This window comes from Pseudomonas pharyngis (assembly GCF_021602345.1).
In the GTDB taxonomy this organism is placed as follows: domain Bacteria; phylum Pseudomonadota; class Gammaproteobacteria; order Pseudomonadales; family Pseudomonadaceae; genus Aquipseudomonas; species Aquipseudomonas pharyngis.
On sequence record NZ_BQID01000010.1, the window covers coordinates 144,397 to 168,402 of the forward strand.

The 24,006-nt window shown below is 60.2% G+C and carries 25 protein-coding genes; 2 read left to right on the forward strand and 23 right to left on the reverse strand.

Going from position 1 to position 24,006, the window contains the following annotated elements:
* Positions 1-43: 43 nt before the first annotated feature.
* From L6D74_RS21035 to L6D74_RS21115, 17 genes are all read right to left on the reverse strand, one after another.
* Positions 44-1,072, reverse strand: coding sequence for a phage tail protein (locus L6D74_RS21035; RefSeq protein ID WP_085647814.1), 1,029 nt, complete (start codon positions 1,070-1,072; stop codon positions 44-46).
* Between the two features lie 9 nt (positions 1,073-1,081).
* Positions 1,082-1,294: a tail protein X gene (locus tag L6D74_RS21040; RefSeq protein WP_236178364.1), complete on the reverse strand. Its 213-nt coding sequence runs from the start codon at positions 1,292-1,294 to the stop codon at positions 1,082-1,084.
* Entirely contained in the window at positions 1,287-1,670 is a 384-nt protein-coding gene (locus tag L6D74_RS21045) for a phage tail protein (RefSeq protein WP_064379038.1), read from the reverse strand. The genes L6D74_RS21040 and L6D74_RS21045 overlap by 8 nt, the downstream gene beginning before the upstream one ends.
* Positions 1,667-3,964: a phage tail tape measure protein gene (locus tag L6D74_RS21050; RefSeq protein ID WP_236190245.1), complete on the reverse strand. Its 2,298-nt coding sequence runs from the start codon at positions 3,962-3,964 to the stop codon at positions 1,667-1,669. The genes L6D74_RS21045 and L6D74_RS21050 overlap by 4 nt, the downstream gene beginning before the upstream one ends.
* A gap of 128 nt (positions 3,965-4,092) precedes the next feature.
* The gene (locus tag L6D74_RS21055; protein WP_064593827.1) at positions 4,093-4,674 is read right to left on the reverse strand and encodes a phage tail assembly protein; all 582 of its coding nucleotides are present in this window, start codon (positions 4,672-4,674) and stop codon (positions 4,093-4,095) included.
* 100 nt (positions 4,675-4,774) lie between these two features.
* A complete protein-coding gene (locus L6D74_RS21060; protein ID WP_007954868.1) occupies positions 4,775-5,281 on the reverse strand; it encodes a phage major tail tube protein in 507 nt (168 codons plus the stop codon).
* Positions 5,281-6,447, reverse strand: coding sequence for a phage tail sheath protein (locus L6D74_RS21065; RefSeq protein WP_074691321.1), 1,167 nt, complete (start codon positions 6,445-6,447; stop codon positions 5,281-5,283). The genes L6D74_RS21060 and L6D74_RS21065 overlap by 1 nt, the downstream gene beginning before the upstream one ends.
* Before the next feature lie 2 nt (positions 6,448-6,449).
* The gene (locus tag L6D74_RS21070; protein WP_064593825.1) at positions 6,450-6,635 is read right to left on the reverse strand and encodes a hypothetical protein; all 186 of its coding nucleotides are present in this window, start codon (positions 6,633-6,635) and stop codon (positions 6,450-6,452) included.
* Between the two features lie 101 nt (positions 6,636-6,736).
* Positions 6,737-7,282 carry a DUF4376 domain-containing protein gene (locus L6D74_RS21075; protein WP_236190246.1) on the reverse strand — a complete coding sequence of 182 codons (546 nt, stop codon included), beginning with the start codon at positions 7,280-7,282 and terminating at the stop codon, positions 6,737-6,739.
* Between the two features lie 9 nt (positions 7,283-7,291).
* Positions 7,292-10,282 carry a phage tail protein gene (locus L6D74_RS21080; protein ID WP_236190247.1) on the reverse strand — a complete coding sequence of 997 codons (2,991 nt, stop codon included), beginning with the start codon at positions 10,280-10,282 and terminating at the stop codon, positions 7,292-7,294.
* Entirely contained in the window at positions 10,283-10,918 is a 636-nt protein-coding gene (locus L6D74_RS21085; protein ID WP_236190248.1) for a phage tail protein I, read from the reverse strand. It lies immediately after the preceding gene.
* On the reverse strand, positions 10,915-11,910 hold the full coding sequence (locus tag L6D74_RS21090; RefSeq protein ID WP_085612308.1) for a baseplate J/gp47 family protein: 996 nt from the start codon (positions 11,908-11,910) through the stop codon (positions 10,915-10,917). The genes L6D74_RS21085 and L6D74_RS21090 overlap by 4 nt, the downstream gene beginning before the upstream one ends.
* The gene (locus L6D74_RS21095) at positions 11,907-12,239 is read right to left on the reverse strand and encodes a hypothetical protein (protein ID WP_007954853.1); all 333 of its coding nucleotides are present in this window, start codon (positions 12,237-12,239) and stop codon (positions 11,907-11,909) included. Before L6D74_RS21095 ends, L6D74_RS21090 begins: the two co-directional genes overlap by 4 nt.
* A 14-nt stretch (positions 12,240-12,253) precedes the next feature.
* A complete protein-coding gene (locus L6D74_RS21100) occupies positions 12,254-12,862 on the reverse strand; it encodes a phage baseplate assembly protein V (protein WP_064593819.1) in 609 nt (202 codons plus the stop codon).
* 3 nt (positions 12,863-12,865) lie between these two features.
* A complete protein-coding gene (locus L6D74_RS21105; protein WP_236190249.1) occupies positions 12,866-13,387 on the reverse strand; it encodes a hypothetical protein in 522 nt (173 codons plus the stop codon).
* Between the two features lie 73 nt (positions 13,388-13,460).
* A complete protein-coding gene (locus L6D74_RS21110) occupies positions 13,461-13,799 on the reverse strand; it encodes a phage holin family protein (RefSeq protein ID WP_064593815.1) in 339 nt (112 codons plus the stop codon).
* A 522-nt stretch (positions 13,800-14,321) separates the two neighbouring features.
* Positions 14,322-15,056 (reverse strand): XRE family transcriptional regulator, encoded by a 735-nt coding sequence (locus L6D74_RS21115; RefSeq protein ID WP_041475154.1) that lies wholly within the window; start codon positions 15,054-15,056, stop codon positions 14,322-14,324.
* 210 nt (positions 15,057-15,266) lie between these two features.
* On the opposite strand from L6D74_RS21115, the gene mutS reads away from it, so the two are divergent.
* On the forward strand, positions 15,267-17,849 hold the full coding sequence (mutS, locus tag L6D74_RS21120) for a DNA mismatch repair protein MutS (RefSeq protein ID WP_236190250.1): 2,583 nt from the start codon (positions 15,267-15,269) through the stop codon (positions 17,847-17,849).
* A gap of 163 nt (positions 17,850-18,012) precedes the next feature.
* On the forward strand, positions 18,013-18,336 hold the full coding sequence (fdxA, locus tag L6D74_RS21125; protein WP_007908827.1) for a ferredoxin FdxA: 324 nt from the start codon (positions 18,013-18,015) through the stop codon (positions 18,334-18,336).
* 489 nt (positions 18,337-18,825) lie between these two features.
* On the opposite strand, the gene rpoS is transcribed toward fdxA, so the two are convergent.
* The 6 genes from rpoS to ispF form a co-directional block, all read right to left on the reverse strand.
* Positions 18,826-19,833: an RNA polymerase sigma factor RpoS gene (gene rpoS, locus L6D74_RS21130; RefSeq protein ID WP_007954831.1), complete on the reverse strand. Its 1,008-nt coding sequence runs from the start codon at positions 19,831-19,833 to the stop codon at positions 18,826-18,828.
* A gap of 106 nt (positions 19,834-19,939) precedes the next feature.
* Complete coding sequence (locus L6D74_RS21135; RefSeq protein ID WP_085647803.1) at positions 19,940-20,821, reverse strand: peptidoglycan DD-metalloendopeptidase family protein; 882 nt, start codon at positions 20,819-20,821, stop codon at positions 19,940-19,942.
* 211 nt (positions 20,822-21,032) lie between these two features.
* A complete protein-coding gene (locus L6D74_RS21140) occupies positions 21,033-21,668 on the reverse strand; it encodes a protein-L-isoaspartate(D-aspartate) O-methyltransferase (protein ID WP_170844894.1) in 636 nt (211 codons plus the stop codon).
* 41 nt (positions 21,669-21,709) lie between these two features.
* Positions 21,710-22,459 carry a 5'/3'-nucleotidase SurE gene (surE, locus tag L6D74_RS21145; protein ID WP_236190251.1) on the reverse strand — a complete coding sequence of 250 codons (750 nt, stop codon included), beginning with the start codon at positions 22,457-22,459 and terminating at the stop codon, positions 21,710-21,712.
* Complete coding sequence (gene truD, locus L6D74_RS21150) at positions 22,447-23,505, reverse strand: tRNA pseudouridine(13) synthase TruD (protein WP_011332702.1); 1,059 nt, start codon at positions 23,503-23,505, stop codon at positions 22,447-22,449. The genes surE and truD overlap by 13 nt, the downstream gene beginning before the upstream one ends.
* Entirely contained in the window at positions 23,502-23,975 is a 474-nt protein-coding gene (gene ispF, locus L6D74_RS21155; protein WP_007954821.1) for a 2-C-methyl-D-erythritol 2,4-cyclodiphosphate synthase, read from the reverse strand. The genes truD and ispF overlap by 4 nt, the downstream gene beginning before the upstream one ends.
* Positions 23,976-24,006 lie beyond the last annotated feature (31 nt).

A 24,006-nucleotide genomic window follows, 5' to 3' on the forward strand; every position in this document is an offset into this window, starting at 1 on the left:
TTTGTGAATGACCACAGAGAGGTGTGGCGGTGAGACCGGGGGATCAGTCCTTGGCTTTTGCCTCGGGATCCCGGCCGGTCGCTTCGATCAGGCAGCGATAGCTTTCCTCGCGCTTGCCGCTGGCCGTGACCTTTTCAATCGACCAGCGACCGCGCATGAAGTCCGGCCAGGTATCGTCGAGTACCAGCAGACCTTCGGCTGCCAGCAGTGGATCGCCCGGGCAGGTGACCTTCAGCTTGTATTTCTCGCGCAGCATCTTGCGCACTTCGGCCTCGCCGATGGCTTTGGCTTCTTCTTCGCTGGCCAGTTTCTGGCGGATGACCTTGTAGGGTTCGGAACCGGTGATCACCTCCCGCAGCTTGCCGAGAGCACCGTCCCAGAATGAGGTTTTGCAACCCTGATTCTGGGTGCGGGCGGTCTCTTCCAGCGTGGCGCTGATGAAGGCGTGATCGCCCGGCCGGTTGTTGTGGGTCACCGACAGCCTGACGTCCGGTATCACCTGGCCCGACAGGTTTTTGAGCTGCGCCGGTTTTGCCAGTACGTAAAGGTCGTTGAACGGTTTGGCCACCGCGTCGTACTTTTTCGCCAGGCGTGTGATGAAGCTCATGTCAGTTTCGTTCGACTGGTCGACATGCGCGATCCTGATCAGCGCCAGTTCGGGATCGACCCGTGGCGAGAATCCGTGTCTCGAGACCAGCTCGCGAAACAGTCCGCCAAGGGTTATAGGGCCATGACTGGCCGTGCGCCGCTCCTTGAATCCGGTTTCGTCCTTGCCGCTGAAGGGGGCTGCGGTTGCGACCAGTGTCAGACGCAGCGGGAACAGCGTCGGTGTCAGTCGAGTGACCTTGAACTGGCCTTTTTCCACCAGCCCGGTCTCCAGATAGCCCACCCGCAGGCCGATGGTGCCGCCAAGGGTCGGCAAGCCTTCAAGGCCTTCCAGGTCGAGCACCAGCGTCAGTTGATCGGACTCCATTCCAGCGGCATCGATGTGTTCCCAACTGATCAGGCGCTGGTTCAGCAGGTCCTTGTTGGCGCCGTAGATTTCAATCGCCGGCGTAAATCCCTGTGCCATGCAGCCTCCTTAATCCCAGGCCAGAACCGGTTTGATTGCGGCCGGTCTGCTGTCGAGTTCCGGCAGCGTCACCCAGACACCTGCCGGCAGGATCGGGCCGTGCTCGGCCAGGGTCGGGTTGAGTGTCCACAGGGCTTCTTCGGCGCTGTCATCGCTGCGACCGGTTTCGCGGTACAGCAACAGATTCACCGAGTCACCGGCCATGCTTCGTACCTTACGCATTGTTGAACTCCGACAATCCGATGACCCACTTGATTACCATCGCGGTCCCGTCATCAATGACCTCGCTCTGGTTTTCGTCGATGCTGTTGATCCGCCACAAACCCCAGTTGCGGCCAATGCCGTCAATCAACGGCAACGGTGCACGCAGTGCTTGCAGCGCACGCAGTTCATCGAGCCGTTCCATCCCCACGGCGTACATCGAGGTGCCGGAGATGGTCAGGGTTTCAGGCTTCTGCCCTGTCTGATGGGATCTGGGTTTGCTGTTGAGGATCTGCAACTCGGTCCAGCCACCCTCGGATTTTCGCGACAGCGTGCTGTACGCAAAATCCCGGGACAGACCGAAGATGAAACTGCCCAGTGCCATTTGTTGTTTCATCGGGCGACTCCATCGGTCAGGGCTGCGTCGCGGCGTATGGAGAGGGCATTGCCGGCCACACCTGGGACAAATTGGGACGTAAAGTGCGACTCAAGCACCTGCGAAAGCATCGCGCCGACTTTCTCGGAACTGAGCATTTCGCTGCCGCTGACATGAACTGAAGGTGCGTAGGTGAATTGCGGAAGTGGCGTTGGTGTTTGCATTTGCGCCGCGGACAGGTCCTTGGCGACTTCCGCTGGCGGGGAGAGCTTGTCTTCAGGCGGCGTCGCCTGATGCTCCCCCACATAAGACCCGATTATTCCACCCAGTGTGCCACCAATGAAGGTTCCGATGCCGGGCGCAATGAAAGTACCGATCGTAGCGCCAATCGCCGTTCCGGCCAGTTCACCGGCCGCGCCCTTTACCGCTTTGTCATCACCTTCGCGCCAGCCTTTCAACCCTTTATAGGCAGCGTGAGCAATGGCCAGAGGTGCACCAAGCTTGATGGCAGGCAATGCCTTGACAACCGACGGCATGAGCTTGCCCCCCAAACCCTCTGCCAATGACATGACTTTCGCGCCAGCCCCGCTCAGCCGGCTCGGCATGGCGCTTTTGACAACATCGCCAACCATTCTGAATCGGGTGAGCGCATCGTCGAACATGGGTGCGATTCTGGCCGTCACACCACTCAAACGACCGCCCCCACGAGCCCTGGAAGCGGTGCTGCGCTGTCGTGCAGCAGAAGATGCGCGCCGGCCAGATCCACGCCCCGCCTTTCCTTTTTTGCGGCCGTCGCCAACGTTGTCATCACCGGCTATTACGTCGGCAATATCCGAAGGCATTCGCGCGGTAGCCAAGCGTAATAGCTTCGTGGAAACCACGTCGAGTACCGAAGCCACACCGGACTTCAACGCGCCTCCCACAAACGGCATCGCTGCTACGCCGAGCAAGGCCAGCCCTGCCGTGAGGGCCGGGAACGTTTCTGCCGCTGTGCTCACACCGTTGACCAGTGCGGTGAGCACTACGGCGGCACCGTCAGCCAAGGGCGCAAGCGCCGTGCCGAATGCAGTGGTCAACCGGGTCAGACTTGCGTCCAGCGCATTCCAGCGACCCTGCGAAGTATTGCCGAACGCCTCTGCAGACTTCGCCGCAGCACCTTCGCCCGCGCCAAGCTCCGTTGTTGCGTACTTGTGCTTGTCGGCTACCAGCGAGAACGCGTTTTTTACATCGTCCGGCTTCTTCAGCAGTTCGAGAACTCGGGTGTCGTTTTCGCCGAACAGCGTCTTCGTCAGTGCTGCCCGCTCTTGCACAGGCTGCTCGTTAAGTGCAGCAAGAACCGAGTTGATTACAGCAGGTGCATCCTTCCTCATACCCTCGGACAGCGATTGAGGATCAAGCCCTAACTGAGTCAAGGCTCTTCGCTGCTCAGTCGATACCGCCCCGCCTTTGGCCAGCATCGAGGTGATGCCCTTGAGCGCGGCGCTGGCGCCCTCCTTGTCCGCACCACTATTGAGTAGAGCCGCCGCCAATGCGGCGACCTGTTCGGGCGTCAATCCGGCGGCAATCGCACTCTCGCCGGAACGTTGCACCACCGAACCGATGTCGGCGGCCTTGGCATCCAGACCGCTATTGCCGAGGTAGGTCGTTGCATCCGCAAGATCCTGGCTTTGATACTGATCCAGCTTCAGCGAGGAACGCCACGCGGCGAGCATTTCGCCAGCCGTCTTGACGTCCATCCTGAATGCCGATGCGTTGATTGCGGCATCATGGGAGAACCACTTCAGTTCGTTCGCCCGCTGGTCACCTTTGGCACCATCGGCAATGCCGGATCTGGCTCCGGCAAGCTGCACTTGCAACAGATCCGCGTTGGTCGCACCACTGGCGGATATCTGTTTCTCGCTGGCGAGTTCCAGAGTGCTCTGCGAGTGCGCTTGAAGCTGATCACTGCTCAGTTTGAGCAACTGATTGAGTTCGACAAGCGCCGTCTCGTTGGCCATGGCTGATTGCATGAGCTTAGGAGGTGGACGCTGCTCGATCTCGGCCTTGAGTTTTGACTTTGGTTCGGCGCTTGCAGCCGGGGATGCAGCACTCACCTTGAACAGCGATTGCTGATTGGCCAACAGCTCTCGAAGCTTGATCTGCTCCTGGGTCAGTAAACGAATATCCGCACTGGCCATAGCCAGTGCCAAACTCAAATCCACCAGCGGTGTGCCGAGGCTGTCGGGCGCTATCGATCCGCCCGCCAGTCTGGCGTTGCCGAACGCCATGCTTCCAGTCTCGCTGGCGAGCATCGGCGCGTACTTCGTGTCTGCCATGCCGCTCTACTCCTGTTTCACGCCAAGGCGAGTGATCGCTATGTCGTAGCGGCGCAACGCCTTTTCGGCGTCCCACTCCAGAATTTCCGCCTCACTTACCGGGTAAATGAGCGGCACGATATCGAGGATTACTTCGATGTCGCGTTCTGAAAGAAGGCCGCCGGCTGGTTTAAAAAATCGTCGATGCGCACCTGCAATTGCGTCCAGTCCGGCACGCTCAACAGGGCCAGATCGGGGATCATCAGACCGGTGCAATGGGCGGTGATGAACTCGGCGCGTTCCTTGGCCGTTTTCAGTTTCTTCATCACTTTGGTGGCCCGCAGCGCCGGCATTTCCAGGCTCAGCGAGGTCACGGTGCGACCGGTGACGGCGAGCGGTTGCAGCAGTTGCACCTGGTCGGGATCGTCGGATTTTTCCGCGTCTTCGACCTGTTCGAGAAAGAACGATGCCGGACGGGTCGAGAATTCGTGCACGTACTGCGCGATGGTCACGTAGTCCGGGCGCTTGAGCTGGTCGAGTTCCTTGACCGACAAGCCGGTGGCCAGCAGCGCCAGTTCGAAGAACTGGTCGTCTTCATCGTCGCCTGCGCGTTCCAGCGCTTCTTTCTGGGCGGCGTAGAACAACGGCTTGAGCTGGATCGATTCGATCTGCGAGCCGTCGTCGCCGGTAATCGGCGACAACAGGTCATGCTTGGGTGGCATCCACGACATGTATGAATTCCTTGGTAATTCTTGAGGGGGTGTTGCAGTCCCTTGTGGGAGCGGGGTTTGCCCACTCCCGCAGGGTTTTGTGATTGCCTTTGGCCGAGGCTTACGGCATCAGCACCGCACGACGGGCATCACCGAGGATGTCGACGCCGTTGAGCACGAACTTCTGGGTGCGCACGTCGATGTCGATCACCGGCACGCCGTTTTCCAGGCGGTTGTAGGTGCGGCAGGAGAGCTCCAGGTTGGTCTTGGGTTTTTCACCCATCTTCACCGCGGTTTCCTCCAGGGATTTCAGCTTGCCGCCGACGGTGTGGTAGGTGAACCAGGTGTTGCCATCCTGATCCTGACCGCCTTCACGCACGTTCAGCAGGATGTCGTCGCCCAGCTTCACACCCAGTGCGAGCATGACTTCGGTGCCCATGCCTTGCAGGGTCAACTTGGCATTGAGCGCTTTGCCGCCCTTGGCCATTTCTTCGACGATGAAACGGCCGCCACGCATCTCTTCCACATCGAATTCGATCTTCGGCGGAGTGAATTCCTCAACGGTCGCCGACAACGGCAGGCCTTGCAGGGTGGCCGCGATGGCCTGTCTTACGCGGTTGGTAAACATTAGAGAACGTCCTCCAGGAACTGCTCGATGATTTCATCGCGGGCGTTGAGTTGATAAACCATGTGTTCGTTCGGCGCGTAGCGACCGTAGTCGATGACCACGTACCAGGTGCCGTTCTTATACTTCTCGACGCTGTTCAGTTCCGGGTGCAGGTACACGCTGCCGCCGGGAATGGTTTCGTCGGCGACCAGGGTTTGCAGCCAGTCGTTGATGCGTTTGACTTCCTGATCCATGAACGACTTGGTCAGGTTCTTCGCCATGGCTTTCTGGCCGGCCTTCACCAGCTTGCGGCTGATGGCGTCTTCCAGACCGACGTAGCTGATGAACTTGCCGGTGATCGAGCGGTTGCCCAGCAGCGAGAAGCCGCCAAGGATGGTGCGGGCGTAGTAGCTGACGCCGTAGCGGTTGAGCAGATCGCCTTCGGTGGAGGTGTCGAGGATGTTGTACTCAACGACCCGCGACACGTCTTCGGCGTAGGTCACCTGGTTGCCCGGGCTTTCCCATTGCTTGACCTTGGCCAGCGCGGCGATCGCCAGGCTGGATGGCGCGAGGAATACGTTTTTCTTCGCGGCTTTCGAGTACACGGCCGGCATGTTGTGCACCACCAGGCAACGGTCGAAACCGAGGTCGGCACCGCCCAGTTCCTGGCTGTACAGCACCTGATCGGCGACCGAGGCGTCCTTGCCGTCCAGCACCACACGGGCCTTGATGCGCTTGCCGAACGAGGCGAACTCGCTGGCCACCGCCTTGGTGCCGGTGAAGCCCGGCGCGCCGATGATGGTCAGGTCTTCCGGGACGCTGCCCAGTGCCGCCAGACCAAGCTTGCGGCCGGTGGCCGGTTCAACGCCGCCGATTACCGCGTTGACGGTATCGGCCGGGGTCGCGCCCGCTTCGACGATCACCACGTACACCGGCACCTTGACCACTTTGAGGATCTGGTAAACGGCGTGGTACAGGGTGCCCTCTTCCGAACCTGTCGGATCGAGCAGCGCGTGGGTGGTGAAGCTGTTGATGCGAAACGGTGCGTTGCGCGGAATCAGCGGATCGGCTTTCGGCGCGGTGCCGACCAGACCGATAACGTTGTCACCCAGGCCACCCATGGCCTCGGGGGATTCGGTGGCATTGACGGTAATGCCGTTGTGCTCGAAGTTCAGAACCTCAGCCATAGTCAGTCAGCCTTCTTGGCAGCGGCCTTCACGGCCTTGGTGGTAGTTGTTTTCAGCTCCAGTCGACCGGCGCTGTGCAGCGCACTGGCCTCGACATCGAGCAGATCGAGTTCCTGGCCGACGCTTGACCAGTGCCCACCGCCGGTGGGGAATGGAACGAGCACGGTGTAGGTTTGGCGGGTTGCCATTTTTCGTTTCTCCATAAACGGGAAAGCCCCTCGTTGGGAGGGGCTTGGCGGGTGTTGAATGTGTTGGGCGGACAAGAAAATGCCCCGGGGTGCGGGGCGTTTTATTGAGGCTCGGAGGTCGGTGAAACTGGCATGGAATCGGGCCAGCCTTCCTTGAGCATTTCATCGGAGTACGTGCCATCCTCGATTGCCTGAAGCAATTCCAGTTCGCGGTCGAAACAAGCCTGCACGTGTGCCCTGACAGCTTTGGCAATCGCGAGAATCTGCTGCGCGCCGATCTCGACGAAACCCTCGAGCGTTTTGAAGTTGCAGCGGTAATCAGGATCGAGGATCGCCGAGATGCCAGCGCCATAGATCATCCCCGCGCTGTCACGGGAGGTTGCAACAGTTAGACCTTCCACAGAAACGACCGCGTCCTCCCGCTCATAGCGCTCATCGGCGACCCGTTGCGCATAATCAGGAGTTACTTGTGGGAAAGGCGTTTTGACAATTTCATCGCCTACTCGACGCCAGATGCCGTCGGCTTCCTGGGTCAACCTGATAAACAACTTGTCATCGACTTTGACTGCCGACGCGGGGATCGGGTGAACCCCTTCAATCAGGCAGGTTTGCAAGTTCGAATTCTCGTCAAACAGTGCGTATTTCATGATCTCTCCTTAACTGCCCACCGCGACCCAATGAAAGACCGTGACCCCGGGAAAGGTATGTTTTCCATAAAACGAAGTGAGATTTGACACACCGACATCCACATACCCGTTCACTGCCGACCCTGGTGTGTAGTTCAACGTCGCGTTCAGGCTGTACATGCCATTTGGAAAAGCAATCGGGAAGGCAGTGGCGATGTCCGTACCACCATTTCCGGAGACCCTGCCCCACTGAATGATCAGGCCACCGAGCCAGGACGGGAAAATGATGTACCCGTTGATTTCCTTGAGAATCTGAAATCCCCAGCGGAGTTTTTTGGGTGTCACGATTGTGGTGTCGTCAGCCCCGGCATCGGTCAGCGCCTGAGTGGCGAGTTTGGCTGTGCCTTGTTTGATTTCGGTCGCTTGCTGGGCCAGAGGAGCCAGCGCTGCGACATCAATGCTTCCCTGATTGACCGGTGCGTTCCAGGCTTTGATGCACCACATGACGGCGAGGTTGCGCGGACGGGTGCCAACTAGGTGCCCATCAGTAAACAGCGCCGCCTGATTCAGCGATACAGGGGAGGTGATTTCGCCAGAAGAGAAAAATGCGGAAGGATAGTCGGCCGCAGAGGCAACGTCGCCTCCAAGTACCGGGTGAGACTTCCCACTATTGTCTGGATTGAGTTTCCAAGATGAGGCGGCAGCTTGGATAGCCTGCGCTGTCGAGGTCACCGCATCGTGCGCAACCAACGTCGCTTTTTGCCAGCTACCGATTGTCCGACCAGCGTCAACACCGCGACCATGATCCCAACCACGCAGAAACTCACCGCGAGATTCCGGCAACCGGAAGTTGCCCGCACCTTCGTCCCCCTTGTTGAACTTTGTGCCGAGATAACCCGCCAGATCCGGATAGGTCGCAATGCTTTGCACACTGCCGTCCAGCTCCAGATAACCGGCAGGAACGACGCCCGTTGGAAACGACAGGACAGCACCGACCGGAACGGAAGATTTGAGCTGTGCGACTTCATTGGCCAGTGCGGCGACGTCGATGTTTCCCTGATTGATCGGCGCGTTCCAGGCCTTGATGCACCACATGACTGCAATGCTGCGCGGACGGGTTTCCGAACCGCCAGTGGCAGTCGTCTGTGGTGTTCCGTTGCTGTCGGAGCGGTTGCCACGAGCGACCTTGTCCTGGCCAAATCCGCTCGGATTGGCAGGCGCGTCAACTTGGTGAACGTGAGACTTCAGCTCATCAGGTGCCCAACTGCCAATCGCCCGACCCGGGTCTACACCACGACCATGATCCCAGCCTCGCAGGAACTCACCACGCGATTCCGGCAACCTGAAGTTTCCGGCACCCTCATCACCTTTGTTGTAAGTGGTGCCGAGATATGCCGCCAAATCCGGATAAGTCGAAGTGCTCTGCACACTGCCATTGAGTTCAAGAAAGCCGGGCGGCACGATACCTGTCGGGAACGCCATGACGGCACCCACCGGAACGGCAGATCCCAACCGGGAAACTTCCTTGACCAGTGCCGCTACGTCGATGTTTCCTTGATTGACCGGGGCGTTCCAGGCCTTGATGCACCACATGACGGCGATGTTGCGGGGGCGGGTTTCTGTAGCGGCGCCGAAGTTATAGGTTCTTACACGACCGATACTCAGCTCAGCATTGTCACCTTCCGTACGCAATACCCAGTCAGCAGCCGTATCCTTCAACACTACTGTCGGAATCTCTCCGTTCGGGTCAACGGCCTGTCCACCTCCCGAGCCTGTCGGAAGAAAATGGTAGTGAGCCTTGAGACTGTCTGACTGACTACTGCCAGATGCACGCCCCGCATCCACCCCACGCCCATGATCCCAACCACGCAAGAATTCCCCACGCGCCTCCGGCAACCGGAAATTCCCGACACCCTCATCCCCCTTGTTGAACTTGCCACCCAGATAGGCGCTCAAGTCCGGGTAAGTCGCGCTGCTCTTGACGCTGTTGTCCAGCTCGAGAAAACCCGGTGGCGGCGTATCGACAGGGAACGCCACAATCGAACCCACCGGCAAAGCGGACGCCTTGGCAATCAGCGCTTCGACTTCAGCCTTGGTGTATGAGTCCTTGATGCCAAAACCGGCCAGCGTGTCGGGATTCGAGCCGGCCGTTGCGCGGCCATATTCGTCGACGCTCAGACTCTTGTAAGTCCCGGCAGCAATCCCGGTGCGCCCTGCCAGCATCTTGAATGTCAGCGCAGTAGTGCCGAGGGTGATCGGCGCATTGGTGGTCAGGTGCCACAGCGAATCGCCGTTGAGCGCTCCCTCCTCCACCATCACCGTCAGGCCCGGGGTGACCTTGGCGCTGACGTTAGCATCGTTGGCCCGAACCCAGTCACCGTTGGCGACGATCCACAGGCCGTTGTCCTTGGCCAGGGTCTGGTTCGGCAGCAGCACGCGATCACCGGCGATCACCGCCACGCCGTCGATCTGCTGCGCGCCGTTCAACACCACGTTGGCGGTGGCGGCGACTCGTACCGATTGTTTGCCGTCGAGTTTGCCGAGTTCTTCGGCGAGGTAGCTCATGACCCAGGCGCGAGTGGCCTTGACCACCGTGTCGTCGATCAGCAGCGTCACCAGCGAGGCATTGCTGGTCTCGAAAATCGAGCGGATGTAGAACTCTTTGCCCGAGCCGGATGTGGCCAATACCGGTTTGAACGATTCCGGATATTTGACGATGGCATAGAGAATGCCGGTGTCGGTCCACAGACCCGCTTCACGCACATACCAGCCGCCGACGTCCGGCGGGATGGTGACTTCAGCGAGCAGCCAGCTCGGATTCTTCTCGTCCTGGAACAGCGCATTGAGCGGACCGCGCCAGACTTCGCGTTTCAGCGCGGTAGCCGTCGCGGCCGGGTTGTAGACCGAGCCACCGCCGTCGCCGACAGAAATCTGCGTCAGCTTGATCGGTACGCCCGCCGCCTTGCAGGCGGTTTCGTAGGCAATCCCTGCGTTGGTGAGCAGGGTGTAATAGTCAGCCATTCAGGCCCCCTGAGGATAAATAGTGGATGTTTCGACGGTGTACATGCCTGCGCCCATGAACGCCTCTCCCGAGGTTTCGAGCCCTTCGAGGAACACCGGATAAACCGTGGTCAGCTCACCGCAGAAGGTCGCGGCGCCGATGACGTGATTGCCGAAGGCGCTGAGGCCGACCGACACCGACAGCACGTCCCGCTCGCTCTTGGCATCAGCCAGGCGTCGGTCGAGACGGGTGTCGATTTCTTCGCTGTAGGGTTGTTCGCTGAAGGCTCGCACGGAAAAGCTGTAGGGCTCGCCGGGCGGTGTCTGCTCGTACCAGGCGCGGATTTCCGGCCTGAGCTGCAAACCCTTGGCGGCGTTCTCCAGCGCCTTGCGAGTGCCGGCCTGGCGCGCGGTGGGCCAGGCCAGTTCGACGGTCAGGCGTTTTTCCGCTTCCGGTGCGTCGGTGCTCCATTCGGCAACGCCACGATCTGCCGCGAGATACGGCAGGAACGCGACGGGTGTGGAGGCCGGGTTCATCAGCTCGGGAAACGGCGGCGCGACGCGATCAAGCAATGCGCCGAAGCCGATGTCGAGTGCCCGTTCCAGCGCCGAGCTGTTGGCTGGCAGCAGGGTCGGACGCGGTGTCTGATCGGTCATAGCGTCTGTACCTCGACCTCGACCGCCGTGCAGTACGGCGCTTGAAATGCGCTGCAGACGATGGGCGTCAGCGGTTCAAGAATCTGCAATTGCACGGCACCGGCGCTGTGCAGCGTGTAGTCGATCCAGCTCGGATCGACCCGGCCTTCCAAACGATGGCAGCTGTCGGCGTAGGCCTGCAGGTGTTGCTGCGCAGCGACCTTGGTCAGGCCCGAATCCGGGCCGGAATTGATCTTGGCCACGACGCGGATTTTGTAGCGCTGAATCTCGGCGGCCTGCACCGTCACCCTGTCCGTCTCGGGACACACATCAGGCCGAGCAAAGTGTCGGCGCACGCCGTCGAGCAACGTCGGGGACGGTGTACCGTCGCCCTCGCGGGCAAGCACGGTAACTTGCACTTCGCCAGGCGCGGTGCGGCGACCATTGCCGTCCTTGACCTGTGCGGCGAGGCCGTCCGGGTCGAAGGTGTAGGTGACGTTCACGACACCCGCATCGGTGGATTCGACTTTCACCGTCGGCCGTTCGCCCAGGGTGAACACCTCGCGGCGATACTGCATCCGCGACCCCGCCGCCGGCGCATGGGGCGCCAGGTAATAGCGCAGCCGGGCGTCGTCATCGCTCTCGTAGATCGCCGGCACCGGCGGGAATGCCGCCGGGTCGCCCGGATCGAGCAACTGTCGCTCCAGGCCCATGTCCGCCAACCGCGCATCTAGATTGCTGCCGGTGGCCCACCACGCCAGCATCTGCTTGATGCGGGCGTTGTATTTGCGTTCGTGGGTTTGCAGGCGAACGCAAAAGGCCTCCAGAGCCAGGGTCAGCAATTCGCTTTCGTTTTCCAGGCTGGTCTTGAGTTTTTCCGCGCTCTGCGGCGAGCGCGCGCCGACGTACTCGACCACGAAGGTCTTGAACTCGGCGAGCAGATCCTCGAAGGCATCGACCTTGATCAAGGAGGGTTCGGCCAACTGATTCTGGCCGGGGATCAACATGCTCATGTCACGACCTCGAAAGTCTGTTGGCGGTTTTTCCAGGTGCCGGCGAAACGCAGCAGCAAACCGGCGCCCTGTCGGGTGGCGACGATCACGCCGGGCTGGAAATCGCCGATGCCGTTTTGCGGGTTATAGAACGCCTGGGCCGCGTGGCTCTGGGCGAGTAACAGGATGTCGTCGCCCAGGTTCTGCCCCAGCAGCGTGGGGATCAGCGAACCGTACAAGGGCCGTTTTTGCCGGGTGCCCAGCGGCGTGGTCAGGGCCCGGGTCGCGCGCTGCACGAATTGCAGCCAGTCGTCGACCGTGGCCCCGCTGTCTCTATCGATTCCGATCATGGGAAGCTCTTGATTCAGGGGCTGATGACGCGGCCCTGGTGATCCACCAACGGGCCGCTGAAGTGCACGCCTGAGGCGTCGATGGTCAGGCCGACCGCGCCCAGTTGCAGGTTGATCGCTTGCGGGGTCATCGCCAGACGTGCCGGCCCGATGCTCAGCTCAAGCGACTCGCGAGAACCGTTGAAGGCCGCTGGACCGTTTTGCCAGTGCAGCGTGTGCGTGGCGTCGTCGTAGCCGCTTTCACTGCCGTCCTGATGGACGCGACGAGTCAACGTCGGCACCGTCGAGGTCGGTGGAAAACGGTCACTGTTGAGGCCGAACAACGCCACGCTCTGCGCGCCGCTTTCACCACTGCCGTAGTTGAACAGCAGACACTGTTCGCCCACCGTCGGGATCCGCGACTCGCTCTGCGCGCCGGCACTCGGGTTGAAGAACTTGATGGCCGGGGTGAGCAATCCACCGTGGCTGACCCTGCAGGTGTTACTGGCGGCGTCGACGTCCTGACAGATACCGATGCGGCAATAACTCTCGGCGCGCCGGTGCAGGTCTTCGATCTCCGCTTCCATCTCCGCCAGGCGCTCGATGATCGGACCCAGCTGCATTCGAAGTAATGCGTCGAACATCGATCAGGCCTCCAGCGAGGTGTATTGGTCGGGATCGTCGATGTCGCTGACCTCCCAGGTACGGGCGAATTTCGGTGTGCCGAGCGGGTCGTCCAGCAGGGTCGGACCGAGGTAGAGGGTCTGGTTGAAAGTCAGCGTCCAGGCTTTGCTCGGCTGATCGGCGCGGATGAGCACTGACGGCAATCCATCAATGTTCATCGGCAGATCGCATTGATCGCCGGACAGGCCCCAGCGGTTGTCGGTGACCAGATTCTTCAGGGCGGCGATCAGGTCACAGGCGGCAAACGCCGTGGCCGACAGCGCCGGAATGACTTGCAGCGACAGCGTCAGCACATGGGCAATCCGCCCGTTGGCGGCGCGCTCTCCCGGTGCATTTCGCTCGATGTCGATCAGCACCCAGGCCTTGTCGCCGGGTGCGGTGAAGTCATCGTGATTGCCGACCTGCACGTTCAGCTCGGAGCTGTTGCGCAAGGCTGTCGCCATCGCCGTGAACAGCTGCGAAGGCTGCTGGATCGGTGTGGGCATGCTTGACCTCCTTTTCTGATGTCCACGCGAAGTCCCGCCGCACGGCGTGCAGCGAGACAGGAAAGTGAAGGGGTTACTGTGAGTCGCGGGGCGGGATTTCGCAGACGCCAATGCGCTTGGCAGCCCAGCGTTCATAAAGACCGATGGCCACGTCGGCGCCGGCCATGGCCGTCAGGCAACCGATCGCGCACGCGGCCCAGATGGACATACCGGCGGCATACAGCAGCATGATCGCCGATACCCCGCAGATAACGCAGGCCCCGGAACGCAAAGCCAGACGCCGGATCAACGCCCAGCCGCGGGCGCCCTCCTTGTCAGCGCGCCACATTTCGCCGGATACGCCGCCCACCAAGGCGAGCAGAATGACCAGCCAGATCGGCATGTCCGCCAACGCTTGTTGCTCGTTTGTCATGTCACGCCTCCTGGTGTGATGGATGAATAGTGTGTGTTGGGTTCAATCGGTTTCTCTTGAGGTAGGCATTCCAAAAAGCCCGGCAGCTCGCCGGGCTTTTCAGTAATGCGCTCCTTCGCCTTCCTTCAATTCTGTGTACGTGAAGGAAGCTGACTTTTCGGCGCTACTGGCGCGGTACGAGTCCATTCAAATTGTTTTTCCGACCGCGGTCCCTGCCCGCCGGATAACTGCTTCTGGTGCTTTACGCTGCACACCCGGGTCAGTTGCCAACCCTCTGAACCGTTGAGGCCGGTTCATCGCTGCCTGTTCTTGTGGAACTAAAGAGCTGTTGTTGCCAGCCGCTTTGTCGAGCGGCTTGGTGGCAAGAATATGCATGGATGCATATACAGTCAATGCGTAAATGCATTTATTTATGCACAAGAAATGCGCGAATGCATGAAAGCCCCGCCGCTCAAGGGTTGGCCGGTTTTCTACAGGCGAAAAAAAACCCGCCGAGGCGGGTTTTGTCAGAAAGGAATCAGGTTACCGGGCGTACATGCCCCACCAGAAGACGTGACCGAGGATGACGATCTGCTCTTCCTGCATATCCTGGAAGCTGTAGTCCTCGTCCGGGTGTTCATCGCGGTTGAAGCTGCGCAGACGGATACCGGTAGGCAGGCGATAGAGCTGCTTCACCCGCAATTGACCGTTGTGGTTGATCGCATAAAGGTCGCCATCGATGATGTCGCCAATCCCGCACTTGCCGGCGTTGACCCCGACCGTGGCGCCGTCGCGCAGCACCGGCAACATGCTGTTGCCCCGTACTGTCACGCATTTGGCCTGATCGAACTGCACACCGTTATGGCGCAGGCTGCGCTTGCCGAAGCGCAGGCTGGAGCGTTCGCTCTCTTCGATGACGAATCTTCCTGATCCAGCAGCCAATTCAACCTCGCGAAGAAAGGGCACCGACACCTCGTCGTCATCGACTGGCGTGTCGTCGTCCCACAGGCTTATGTCCTTGAGTTCGGAATGTAACTCGTCGCGTCCGGCGTTGGCGGCGGGCGCAACATCCGCGCGCCCGCGCAACTGATCGGTGCTCACGGCGAAGTATTCGGCGATCTTCGAGATGTGTTTGTCCGAAGGATCGACGATCTTCCCGCTGAGAATCCGCGAGAGCGTGGATTGAGGCACGCCGGTGCGACGGTGAAGCTCCGTGGGGGAGATCCCGTGCTGGTCGAGCAGTGCTCTTAAGACGGTAGATACGTTGCGTTTTTGCATAACGCGCATAGTGCTTGAAGTTTTTCGCGAAGACAAATGCTGATTTGCATAAATCGTGCATAGTCGACCTTTTTAAGCCAGATCGCTGTCACCCGGCCGCGATGCCTGCGTCCGACAGACCGCCCATGGTAACCTTGCGCCCATCGCGGAAAAGCCCGGCCACTGCCGCGCTTTTGCCCCACACCTTCCAACGAGTTACCTGACAATCCGATGAATAAAGCCGTCTCCGACCTGTCCTCCCACACCCCGATGATGCAGCAGTACTGGCGCCTGAAGAATCAGCACCCGGACCAGCTGATGTTCTACCGCATGGGCGACTTCTACGAGATCTTCTACGAAGACGCGAAGAAGGCGGCCAAGTTGCTGGACATCACCCTGACCGCGCGCGGGCAGTCGGCGGGTCAGGCGATTCCGATGTGCGGGATTCCGTATCACGCGGCGGAAGGCTACCTGGCGAAACTGGTCAAGCTCGGCGAGTCGGTGGTGATCTGCGAACAGGTCGGCGACCCGGCCACCAGTAAAGGCCCGGTGGAACGTCAGGTGGTGCGGATCATCACCCCGGGTACGGTCAGTGACGAGGCGTTGCTGGATGAGCGTCGCGATAACCTGATCGCGGCGGTGCTGGGCGACGAGCGCCTGTTCGGCCTGGCGGTGCTGGACATCACCAGCGGCAACTTCACCGTGCTGGAGATCAAGGGCTGGGAAAACCTGCTGGCGGAGCTGGAGCGGGTCAACCCGGTCGAGTTGCTGATCCCGGATGACTGGCCGAAGGATCTGCCGGCGGAAAAACGCCGTGGCGTTCGTCGCCGCGCGCCGTGGGATTTCGAGCGTGATTCGGCGCTGAAAAGTCTCTGCCAGCAATTCTCCACCCAGGACCTGAAAGGTTTTGGCTGCGAAACCCTGACTCTGGCGATCGGTGCCGCCGGTTGCCTGCTGGCGTATGCCAAGGAAACCCAGCGCACCGCCCTGCCCCATCTGCGTAGCCTGCGTCATGAACGGCTGGACGACACCGTGGTGCTGGACGGCGCCAGCCGCCGTAACCTGGAACTCGACACCAACCTGGCCGGTGGCCGCGACAACACCCTGCAATCGGTGGTCGACCGTTGCCAGACCGCCATGGGCAGCCGCTTGCTGACCCGCTGGCTCAACCGTCCGCTGCGCGACCTGACCGTGCTGCTGGCTCGCCAGACCTCGATCACTTGTCTGCTCGACCGCTATCGCTTTGAAGACCTGCAGCCGCAGCTCAAGGAAATCGGCGACATCGAGCGGATTCTGGCGCGGATCGGCCTGCGCAATGCCCGCCCTCGCGACCTTGCACGCCTGCGTGATGCGCTCGGTGCGTTGCCTGAACTGCAAGTGGCAATGGCTGACCTGGAAGCGCCGCACCTGCAACGCCTGGCGACCACCACCAGCACTTACCCGGAACTGGCCGCGCTGCTGGAAAAAGCCATCATCGACAACCCGCCGGCGGTGATCCGCGACGGCGGCGTGCTGAAAACCGGTTACGACAGCGAGCTCGACGAGCTGCAGTCGCTGAGCGAAAACGCCGGCCAGTTCCTGATTGATCTGGAAGCCCGGGAAAAGGCCCGCACCGGCCTCGCCAACCTGAAAGTCGGCTACAACCGCATCCACGGTTACTTCATCGAACTGCCGAGCAAGCAGGCCGAGTCGGCGCCCGCAGATTACATTCGCCGTCAGACCCTCAAAGGTGCCGAGCGCTTCATCACACCAGAGCTGAAAGAGTTCGAAGACAAGGCACTGTCGGCCAAGAGCCGTGCCCTGGCCCGCGAGAAGATGCTTTATGAAGCATTGCTGGAAGATCTGATCAGCCAGTTGCCCCCATTGCAGGACACCGCTTCGGCTCTCGCCGAACTGGACGTGCTGAGCAACCTCGCCGAGCGTGCACTGAATCTCGACCTGAATTGCCCGACGTTCGTCAGCGAACCGTGCATGCGTATCACCCAGGGCCGTCACCCGGTGGTCGAGCAAGTGCTGACCACGCCGTTCGTGGCCAACGACCTGAGCCTGGACGACAACACCCGCATGCTGGTGATCACTGGTCCGAACATGGGCGGTAAATCCACCTATATGCGCCAGACTGCACTGATCGTGCTGCTGGCACACATCGGCAGCTTCGTGCCGGCGGCCAGCTGCGAACTGTCGCTGGTGGACCGGATCTTTACCCGGATCGGTTCCAGCGACGACCTCGCCGGCGGGCGCTCGACCTTCATGGTGGAAATGAGCGAGACCGCGAATATCCTGCACAACGCCACCGAGCGCAGTCTGGTGCTGATGGACGAAGTCGGTCGCGGCACCAGCACCTTCGACGGTCTGTCCCTGGCGTGGGCGGCGGCGGAGCGTCTGGCGCAGCTGCGCGCCTATACTCTGTTTGCGACGCACTATTTCGAACTGACCGTGTTGCCGGAAGCCGAACCGCTGGTGGCCAACGTGCACCTTAATGCGACCGAACACAATGAACGCATCGTGTTCCTGCACCATGTGTTGCCAGGCCCGGCAAGCCAGAGTTACGGCCTCGCGGTCGCACAGTTGGCCGGTGTGCCAAGCGAAGTGATCGTACGTGCTCGTGAGCACTTGAGCCGCCTGGAAGATACCGCGCTGCCGCATGAGGCGCCAAAACCGGCCGTCAAGGGCAAACCGGCGACGCCGCAGCAGAGCGACATGTTCGCCAGCCTGCCGCACCCGGTGCTGGATGAGTTGGCCAAGCTGGATCTGGATGACGTCACACCGCGTCGTGCACTCGAAATGCTCTATGCACTAAAGAACCGGATCTAAGCACCGACGAACCGGATATAACGCAAACGGCTTCAAGCTGTTAGAATCTCGCGCGGTTTGGGATGCTGCTGGCTAATAGCCTGGCTGGCAGACATCGCTCCCGAACCTGGCGACCCCAACCGTGAAGGGGCAACGCTGCCGCCGCCTGAGGAGAAAATTAGAAATGACCTTCGTCGTCACCGACAACTGCATCAAGTGCAAGTACACCGACTGCGTAGAAGTCTGTCCGGTGGACTGCTTTTACGAAGGCCCGAACTTCCTGGTGATTCACCCGGATGAGTGCATCGACTGCGCCCTGTGCGAACCGGAATGCCCGGCCGTGGCCATTTTCTCCGAGGACGAAGTTCCGGAAGAAATGCAGGAATTCATTCAGCTGAACGTTGAGCTGGCCGAAATCTGGCCGAACATCACCGAGAAGAAAGAATCGCTGCCGGATGCCGAAGAGTGGGATGGCGTCAAAGGCAAGATCAAAGACCTCGAACGCTGATCTGTCCCGCGTTCGAATGAAAAGGCCCCTCGCGGGCCTTTTTGTTTTTGCGGGTTTGGCTTTTCTTCAGGCAAAAAAAGGGGCGGTTTGACCCGCCCACATTTTTTCCCTATTCCCTGTGTTCCTTTTCATCGTCCTGATGAATCGCGTCCTGCGATGTCCATTCCCCTCTTCCTTGAAGGGCGTGTCTATCCGTCGACACAACCCAGATACTAGCGAGTTCCCCGCAGGGGGCAACCGGCTCTCAGCGCATGAGCCTGTTGTCATAAGCCCTTAACATTCAAAAATAACCATATAAATCAATATCTTATTGATCATCGATGAGCGCAATCGCCTTCGGCAGCAGTGTAAAAATAACGAACACTTACGATACAGTCAGCAAAGGCTTACAGCGCAAACCTACAAGGTGGGAATGCCTCCCGCTTTCAGCACACAAACAAAAAGCCCCGAACCAGTCGGGGCTTTCTGCATAGCGGTCAGGCGGGCGGCTTATTGAAACAGCGACTCGCTCGACAGGCCGTTTTTCTCGAGAATTTCCCGAAGGCGTTTGAGGCCTTCCACCTGGATCTGTCTCACCCGTTCCCGTGTCAGGCCGATCTCCAGGCCTACATCCTCCAGCGTGCTGCTCTCGTGACCGCGCAGGCCGAAGCGGCGTACCACCACTTCGCGTTGCTTGTCGGTCAGCTCCGAGAGCCATTGATCGATGCTCTGCGACAGGTCGTCATCCTGCAGCAGTTCGCACGGATCGGTCGGACGGTCATCCGTCAGGGTGTCGAGCAGGGTTTTATCCGAATCCGGACCCAGCGAGACGTCGACCGAAGAAACCCGCTCGTTCAGGCCCAGCATGCGCTTGACCTCGCCCACCGGTTTTTCCAGCAGGTTGGCAATTTCTTCGGGTGAAGGTTCGTGATCGAGCTTTTGCGTCAGCTCCCGTGCAGCCCGCAGGTACACGTTGAGCTCCTTGACTACATGGATCGGCAACCGGATGGTCCGGGTCTGATTCATGATTGCGCGTTCGATGGTCTGACGGATCCACCAGGTCGCGTAGGTCGAGAAGCGGAAGCCGCGCTCGGGATCGAACTTTTCCACCGCGCGGATCAATCCGAGGTTGCCCTCTTCGATCAGATCCAGCAGCGACAGCCCCCGATTGACGTAACGCCGAGCGATTTTGACCACCAGCCGCAGGTTACTTTCGATCATGCGCTTGCGCCCGGCAGGATCGCCACTTTGCGACAAGCGCGCAAAATGAACTTCTTCTTCCGGGGAGAGCAGAGGGGAAAAGCCGATTTCGTTGAGGTAGAGCTGCGTGGCATCAAGTGCCCGAGTGTAATCGATGTACTTATGTTGTTTAAGTGAAGCGGAGTGTTTGGATTTGGCACGAACGGAAGGTGGAGCAGCCCCTTCATCATTCGACATCGAATCCGAATCGATGCCGGTCTCCATCAGGAGAACCTCATCGTCGATGTCAAACTCCGGCACTTCTTTACTGAGAGCCATTGTTATAGTCCTTTGGTGAGTTCGACCCCAAGCTCAAGCGACGCCTTTATCCTTGGCAACGCTGGAGCCTGTCCCCTCTACGTGACGGAACAGGCTGGTCTGCAAATCAACGTCTTGGCAGGAACTGCAGCGGATCTACAGGTTTACCTTGTCGGCGAATCTCAAAATGCAGTTTCACCCGGTCTGTACCCGTTGACCCCATTTCGGCAATTGTCTGTCCGACCTTGACCTGCTGCCCCTCCCGTACCAACAGCCGACGGTTGTGTCCGTAAGCACTGACGTAGGTTTCGCTGTGTTTGATGATGACCAATTCGCCGTAGCCCCTTAAGCCACTCCCGGCGTATACCACCGTCCCATCAGACGCAGCTAAAACAGGCTGTCCCAAATCTCCGGCGATATCAATTCCTTTATTCAAACTACCGTTTGAAGAGAATTTTCCAATGAGAATGCCATTAGATGGCCATCCCCAGCCGGTCGGGGCCGGGCCCGGTGGAGGCAGTGGAGCGGGTGTTGACTTGTTGGCGACGGACGGTACAACCGTCGTCGAAGCCGCACCGGAACCCGTGGTTGTGGTGGTTGTCGTGCCATTTGCCTGGCGCCGGATAACCGTGGTTTTGCTGGACGAAGACGCTGAAGAACCGGAGTTGCTGACGACCGCCGTCGACGTTGAACCGGTACGGCCGTCGAAGCGAATCGTCTGACCCGGATGTATCGTGTATGGCGTAGGAATATTGTTCCGGGCGGCGAGGGCTTTGTAGTCCCAGCCGTAGCGAAAAGCGATGGAAAACAGGGTATCGCCCGGACGGACTACATACTGCCCGGTCGTCACGACCGGACGCTGGGCCACCGTATTGTTGCGATCGACGACCCGAACGTTGCTCGATTTTGTGCTGGAGCAACCGACCAGCAAGGTGCTCAAGACAAGGCCAGTCACCAGGCGCTGAAAGCTCGTGTTACCCATACGCTGCGCAATGACTGTGAGACTCACCCGCCGCTCCCTTTGTGGTGGCTGAAAAATGTGGAATACCGATTCCGGTATGAAACTTCGCAAGTATAACGGGCGCAACCGGCTTTAACTTTATAGAAGCGCTATCGCTCGGCGCACACGTTTGCTTGTAGACGATCCGTCCTGTTTAAACACTCGCTGCCGCTGTAAGACAGGCACGCGCGAAAGGAATTCAGCGGCTTCGAACAAATGCTCAGGCCAGCGGGCCATTAAGCAATGGCACGAAACGCACCGCCCCCAGAACGTGTCGGGAGAAGCCGTTTTCTTCACGCACGATCAGCATCAATTGCTGCACTTCACCAGAGCCGACCGGGATCACCATCCGCCCGCCCGGTGCCAGTTGGTCGAGCAACGCCTGAGGCACGTCGGTGGCGACTGCCGTGACGATGATGCCGTTGTACGGCGCCAGCGCCGGCCAGCCTTCCCAGCCATCGCCCCAGCGAAACACCACGTTGCGCAAGTTGAGCTCGACCAGGCGTTCCTTGGCCCGATCCTGCAGCACCTTGATGCGCTCGACCGAGAACACCCGCTCGACCAGTTGCGATAGCACCGCTGTCTGGTAACCGGAACCAGTGCCGATCTCCAGCACTTTATCCAGCGGCCCGGCCTCCAGCAGCAGCTCGCTCATGCGCGCCACCATATAAGGCTGGGAAATGGTCTGGTTGTTGCCGATCGGCAGCGCGGTGTCCTCATAGGCCCGGTGCGCCAGCGCTTCATCGACGAACAGGTGCCGCGGGGTGCGACGGATCACTTCCAGCACGCTGGCGTTGGAAACGCCCTCTTCATACAGACGCTGGATCAGGCGCTCACGGGTTCGCTGGGACGTCATCCCGATGCCGCTGCGCAGCCTGTCGTCTTGTTCACGAGCCATTAATTGAGCCCCTCCAGCCAGCCGTCGAGACCTCTGAAGGCATCATTGAAGGTGCGATCGAGCAACAACGGAGTGATGGATACGTAACCCTGCATCACCGCGTGGAAATCGGTGCCCGGCCCGCCGTCTTCCGCATCACCTGCCGCTGCAATCCAGTAACCGGCCTTGCCGCGCGGGTCCACGACTTTCATCGGCGCCGCCGCACGGGCGCGATGGCCGAGACGGGTCAGTTGAATGCCGCGAATGTGATCGATCGGCAGATTCGGAATATTCACGTTCAATACCGTGCGCGGAGGCAGATCGAGCCCGGCATGGGCTTCGACCAGTTTGTGCGCAAAGTAGGCGGCCGTGGGCAAGTTGTCGACCTGCCGCGAAGCCAGCGAGAAGGCAAACGACGGGCGCTCGAGAAAGCGGCCCTCGAGGGCGGCTGCCACGGTCCCGGAATACAGCACGTCATCACCCAGGTTGGCGCCCAGGTTGATCCCCGACACCACCATGTCCGGCTCACGTTCAAGCAAACCGTTGAGGCCCAGATGAACGCAGTCGGTCGGCGTACCATTGAGGCTGATAAAGCCGTTGGCCAGGTATTGCGGGTGCAACGGACGATCGAGTGTCAGCGAACTGCTGGCACCGCTCTTGTCCTGTTCCGGGGCGATAACCACGCACTCGGTGTAATCCGCCAGCGCAGCATAAAGCGCGGCAAGACCGGGCGCAGTCACCCCATCGTCGTTAGAAATCAGAATACGCATGGGCTGTCCGTCTGCCCCACCGGCACCAGATCAACGAGTTCGCGCACCAATACGGTGGCGAAGCATCCGGCCGGGAGGACGAATTCCAGTTGCAGAATGTCAGGCTCGGGATAATGCCACGTCAACCCGCCAATGGGCAGCCGCAGGATGCGACGTTCGTGGCTCATACCGGCATTAATCAACCAATCGCGCAGATCCGCCTCGCGTGCGGCAATCCCCTGCTCCAGATCATGGACAACCCCGGCCGCCGGCGAGTCACCTTCGCCCCACTGCGGACCGGTCGGGTGCAGGTCGAGAATCGCCAGACGCGGATCACTGCACTCGGCTTCACCGGCCGGGAAAAAGCTGCGGCTATCGGTGAACGCCAGCAGATCGCCGACCTGGGCACGCTGCCAGGTGCCATCGGCGACCCGTGCTGCGAGCACCTGATTGAACAGAAAACTGCGCGCGGTCGACAGCAGGCGCGAGCGCACATTGCGCTGCTCCGGCAGTGCCTTGCGCGCGGCCCAAGAGCGGGCATCGACAACGTTGCCACCGTCATGGCCGAAACGCTGGGCGCCGAAGTAATTCGGGATGCCCTGTTTGGCAATCAGTTGCAGACGCTCGTCGATGGCGGCCTTGTCGCCATTGAACTGAGTCAGACGCAGCGTGAAACCGTTGGCCGAATGCGCACCGCGTTGCAGCTTGCGCTTGTGGCGAGTGGTCTTGAGGATTTTCAGCGTGTCGTTTTCCGCCGCCGACAGATCCGGATCGGCCTTGCCCGGCAATTGCACGCTGAACCACTGCCGGGTCAGCGCCTGACGGTCTTTCAGACCGGCGTAACTCACCGTGCGTAGCGGCACGCCGGCGGCCTTGGCGATACGGCGTGCGGCCTCTTCCGTATTCAAGCCGCGCTTCTCGACCCAGATCCACAGGTGCTCGCCGTCACCGCTGAACGGAATGTCGAGGACTTCATCGACCTGGAAATCTTCGGCGATGGCTTTCAGGACCGCGGTGCCGAGGGCATCGCCATAGGCCCGCGGGCCGAGCAGTTGCAGTTCGTTCATGCGCGCAGCAACAAGGCAACGGAATGCACGGCGATGCCTTCTTCGCGACCGACGAAGCCGAGCTTCTCGGTGGTGGTGGCTTTCACGTTCACTTGATCCAGTTCTACTTGCAGATCCGCGGCAATCAGCGCGCGCATCGATTCGATATGAGGGGCCATTTTCGGCGCCTGGGCAACGATGGTGTTGTCGACGTTGCCGACCTTCCAGCCTTTGGCGTGGATCAGACTGACCACGTGACGCAGCAGCACTCGGCTGTCGGCGCCCTTGAATTGCGGGTCGGTATCCGGGAAATGCTTGCCGATATCACCCAGCGCAGCCGCGCCGAGCAAGGCGTCGCTCAAGGCATGCAGCAGGACGTCACCGTCGGAGTGAGCGAGCAGCCCGAAGCCGTGTGCGATTCGCACGCCGCCCAGAGTAATGAAATCGCCTTCAGCGAAACGGTGCACATCATAGCCGTGGCCAATACGCATAAAAAAACGCCCCGAATTTTGTCAGGGCGTG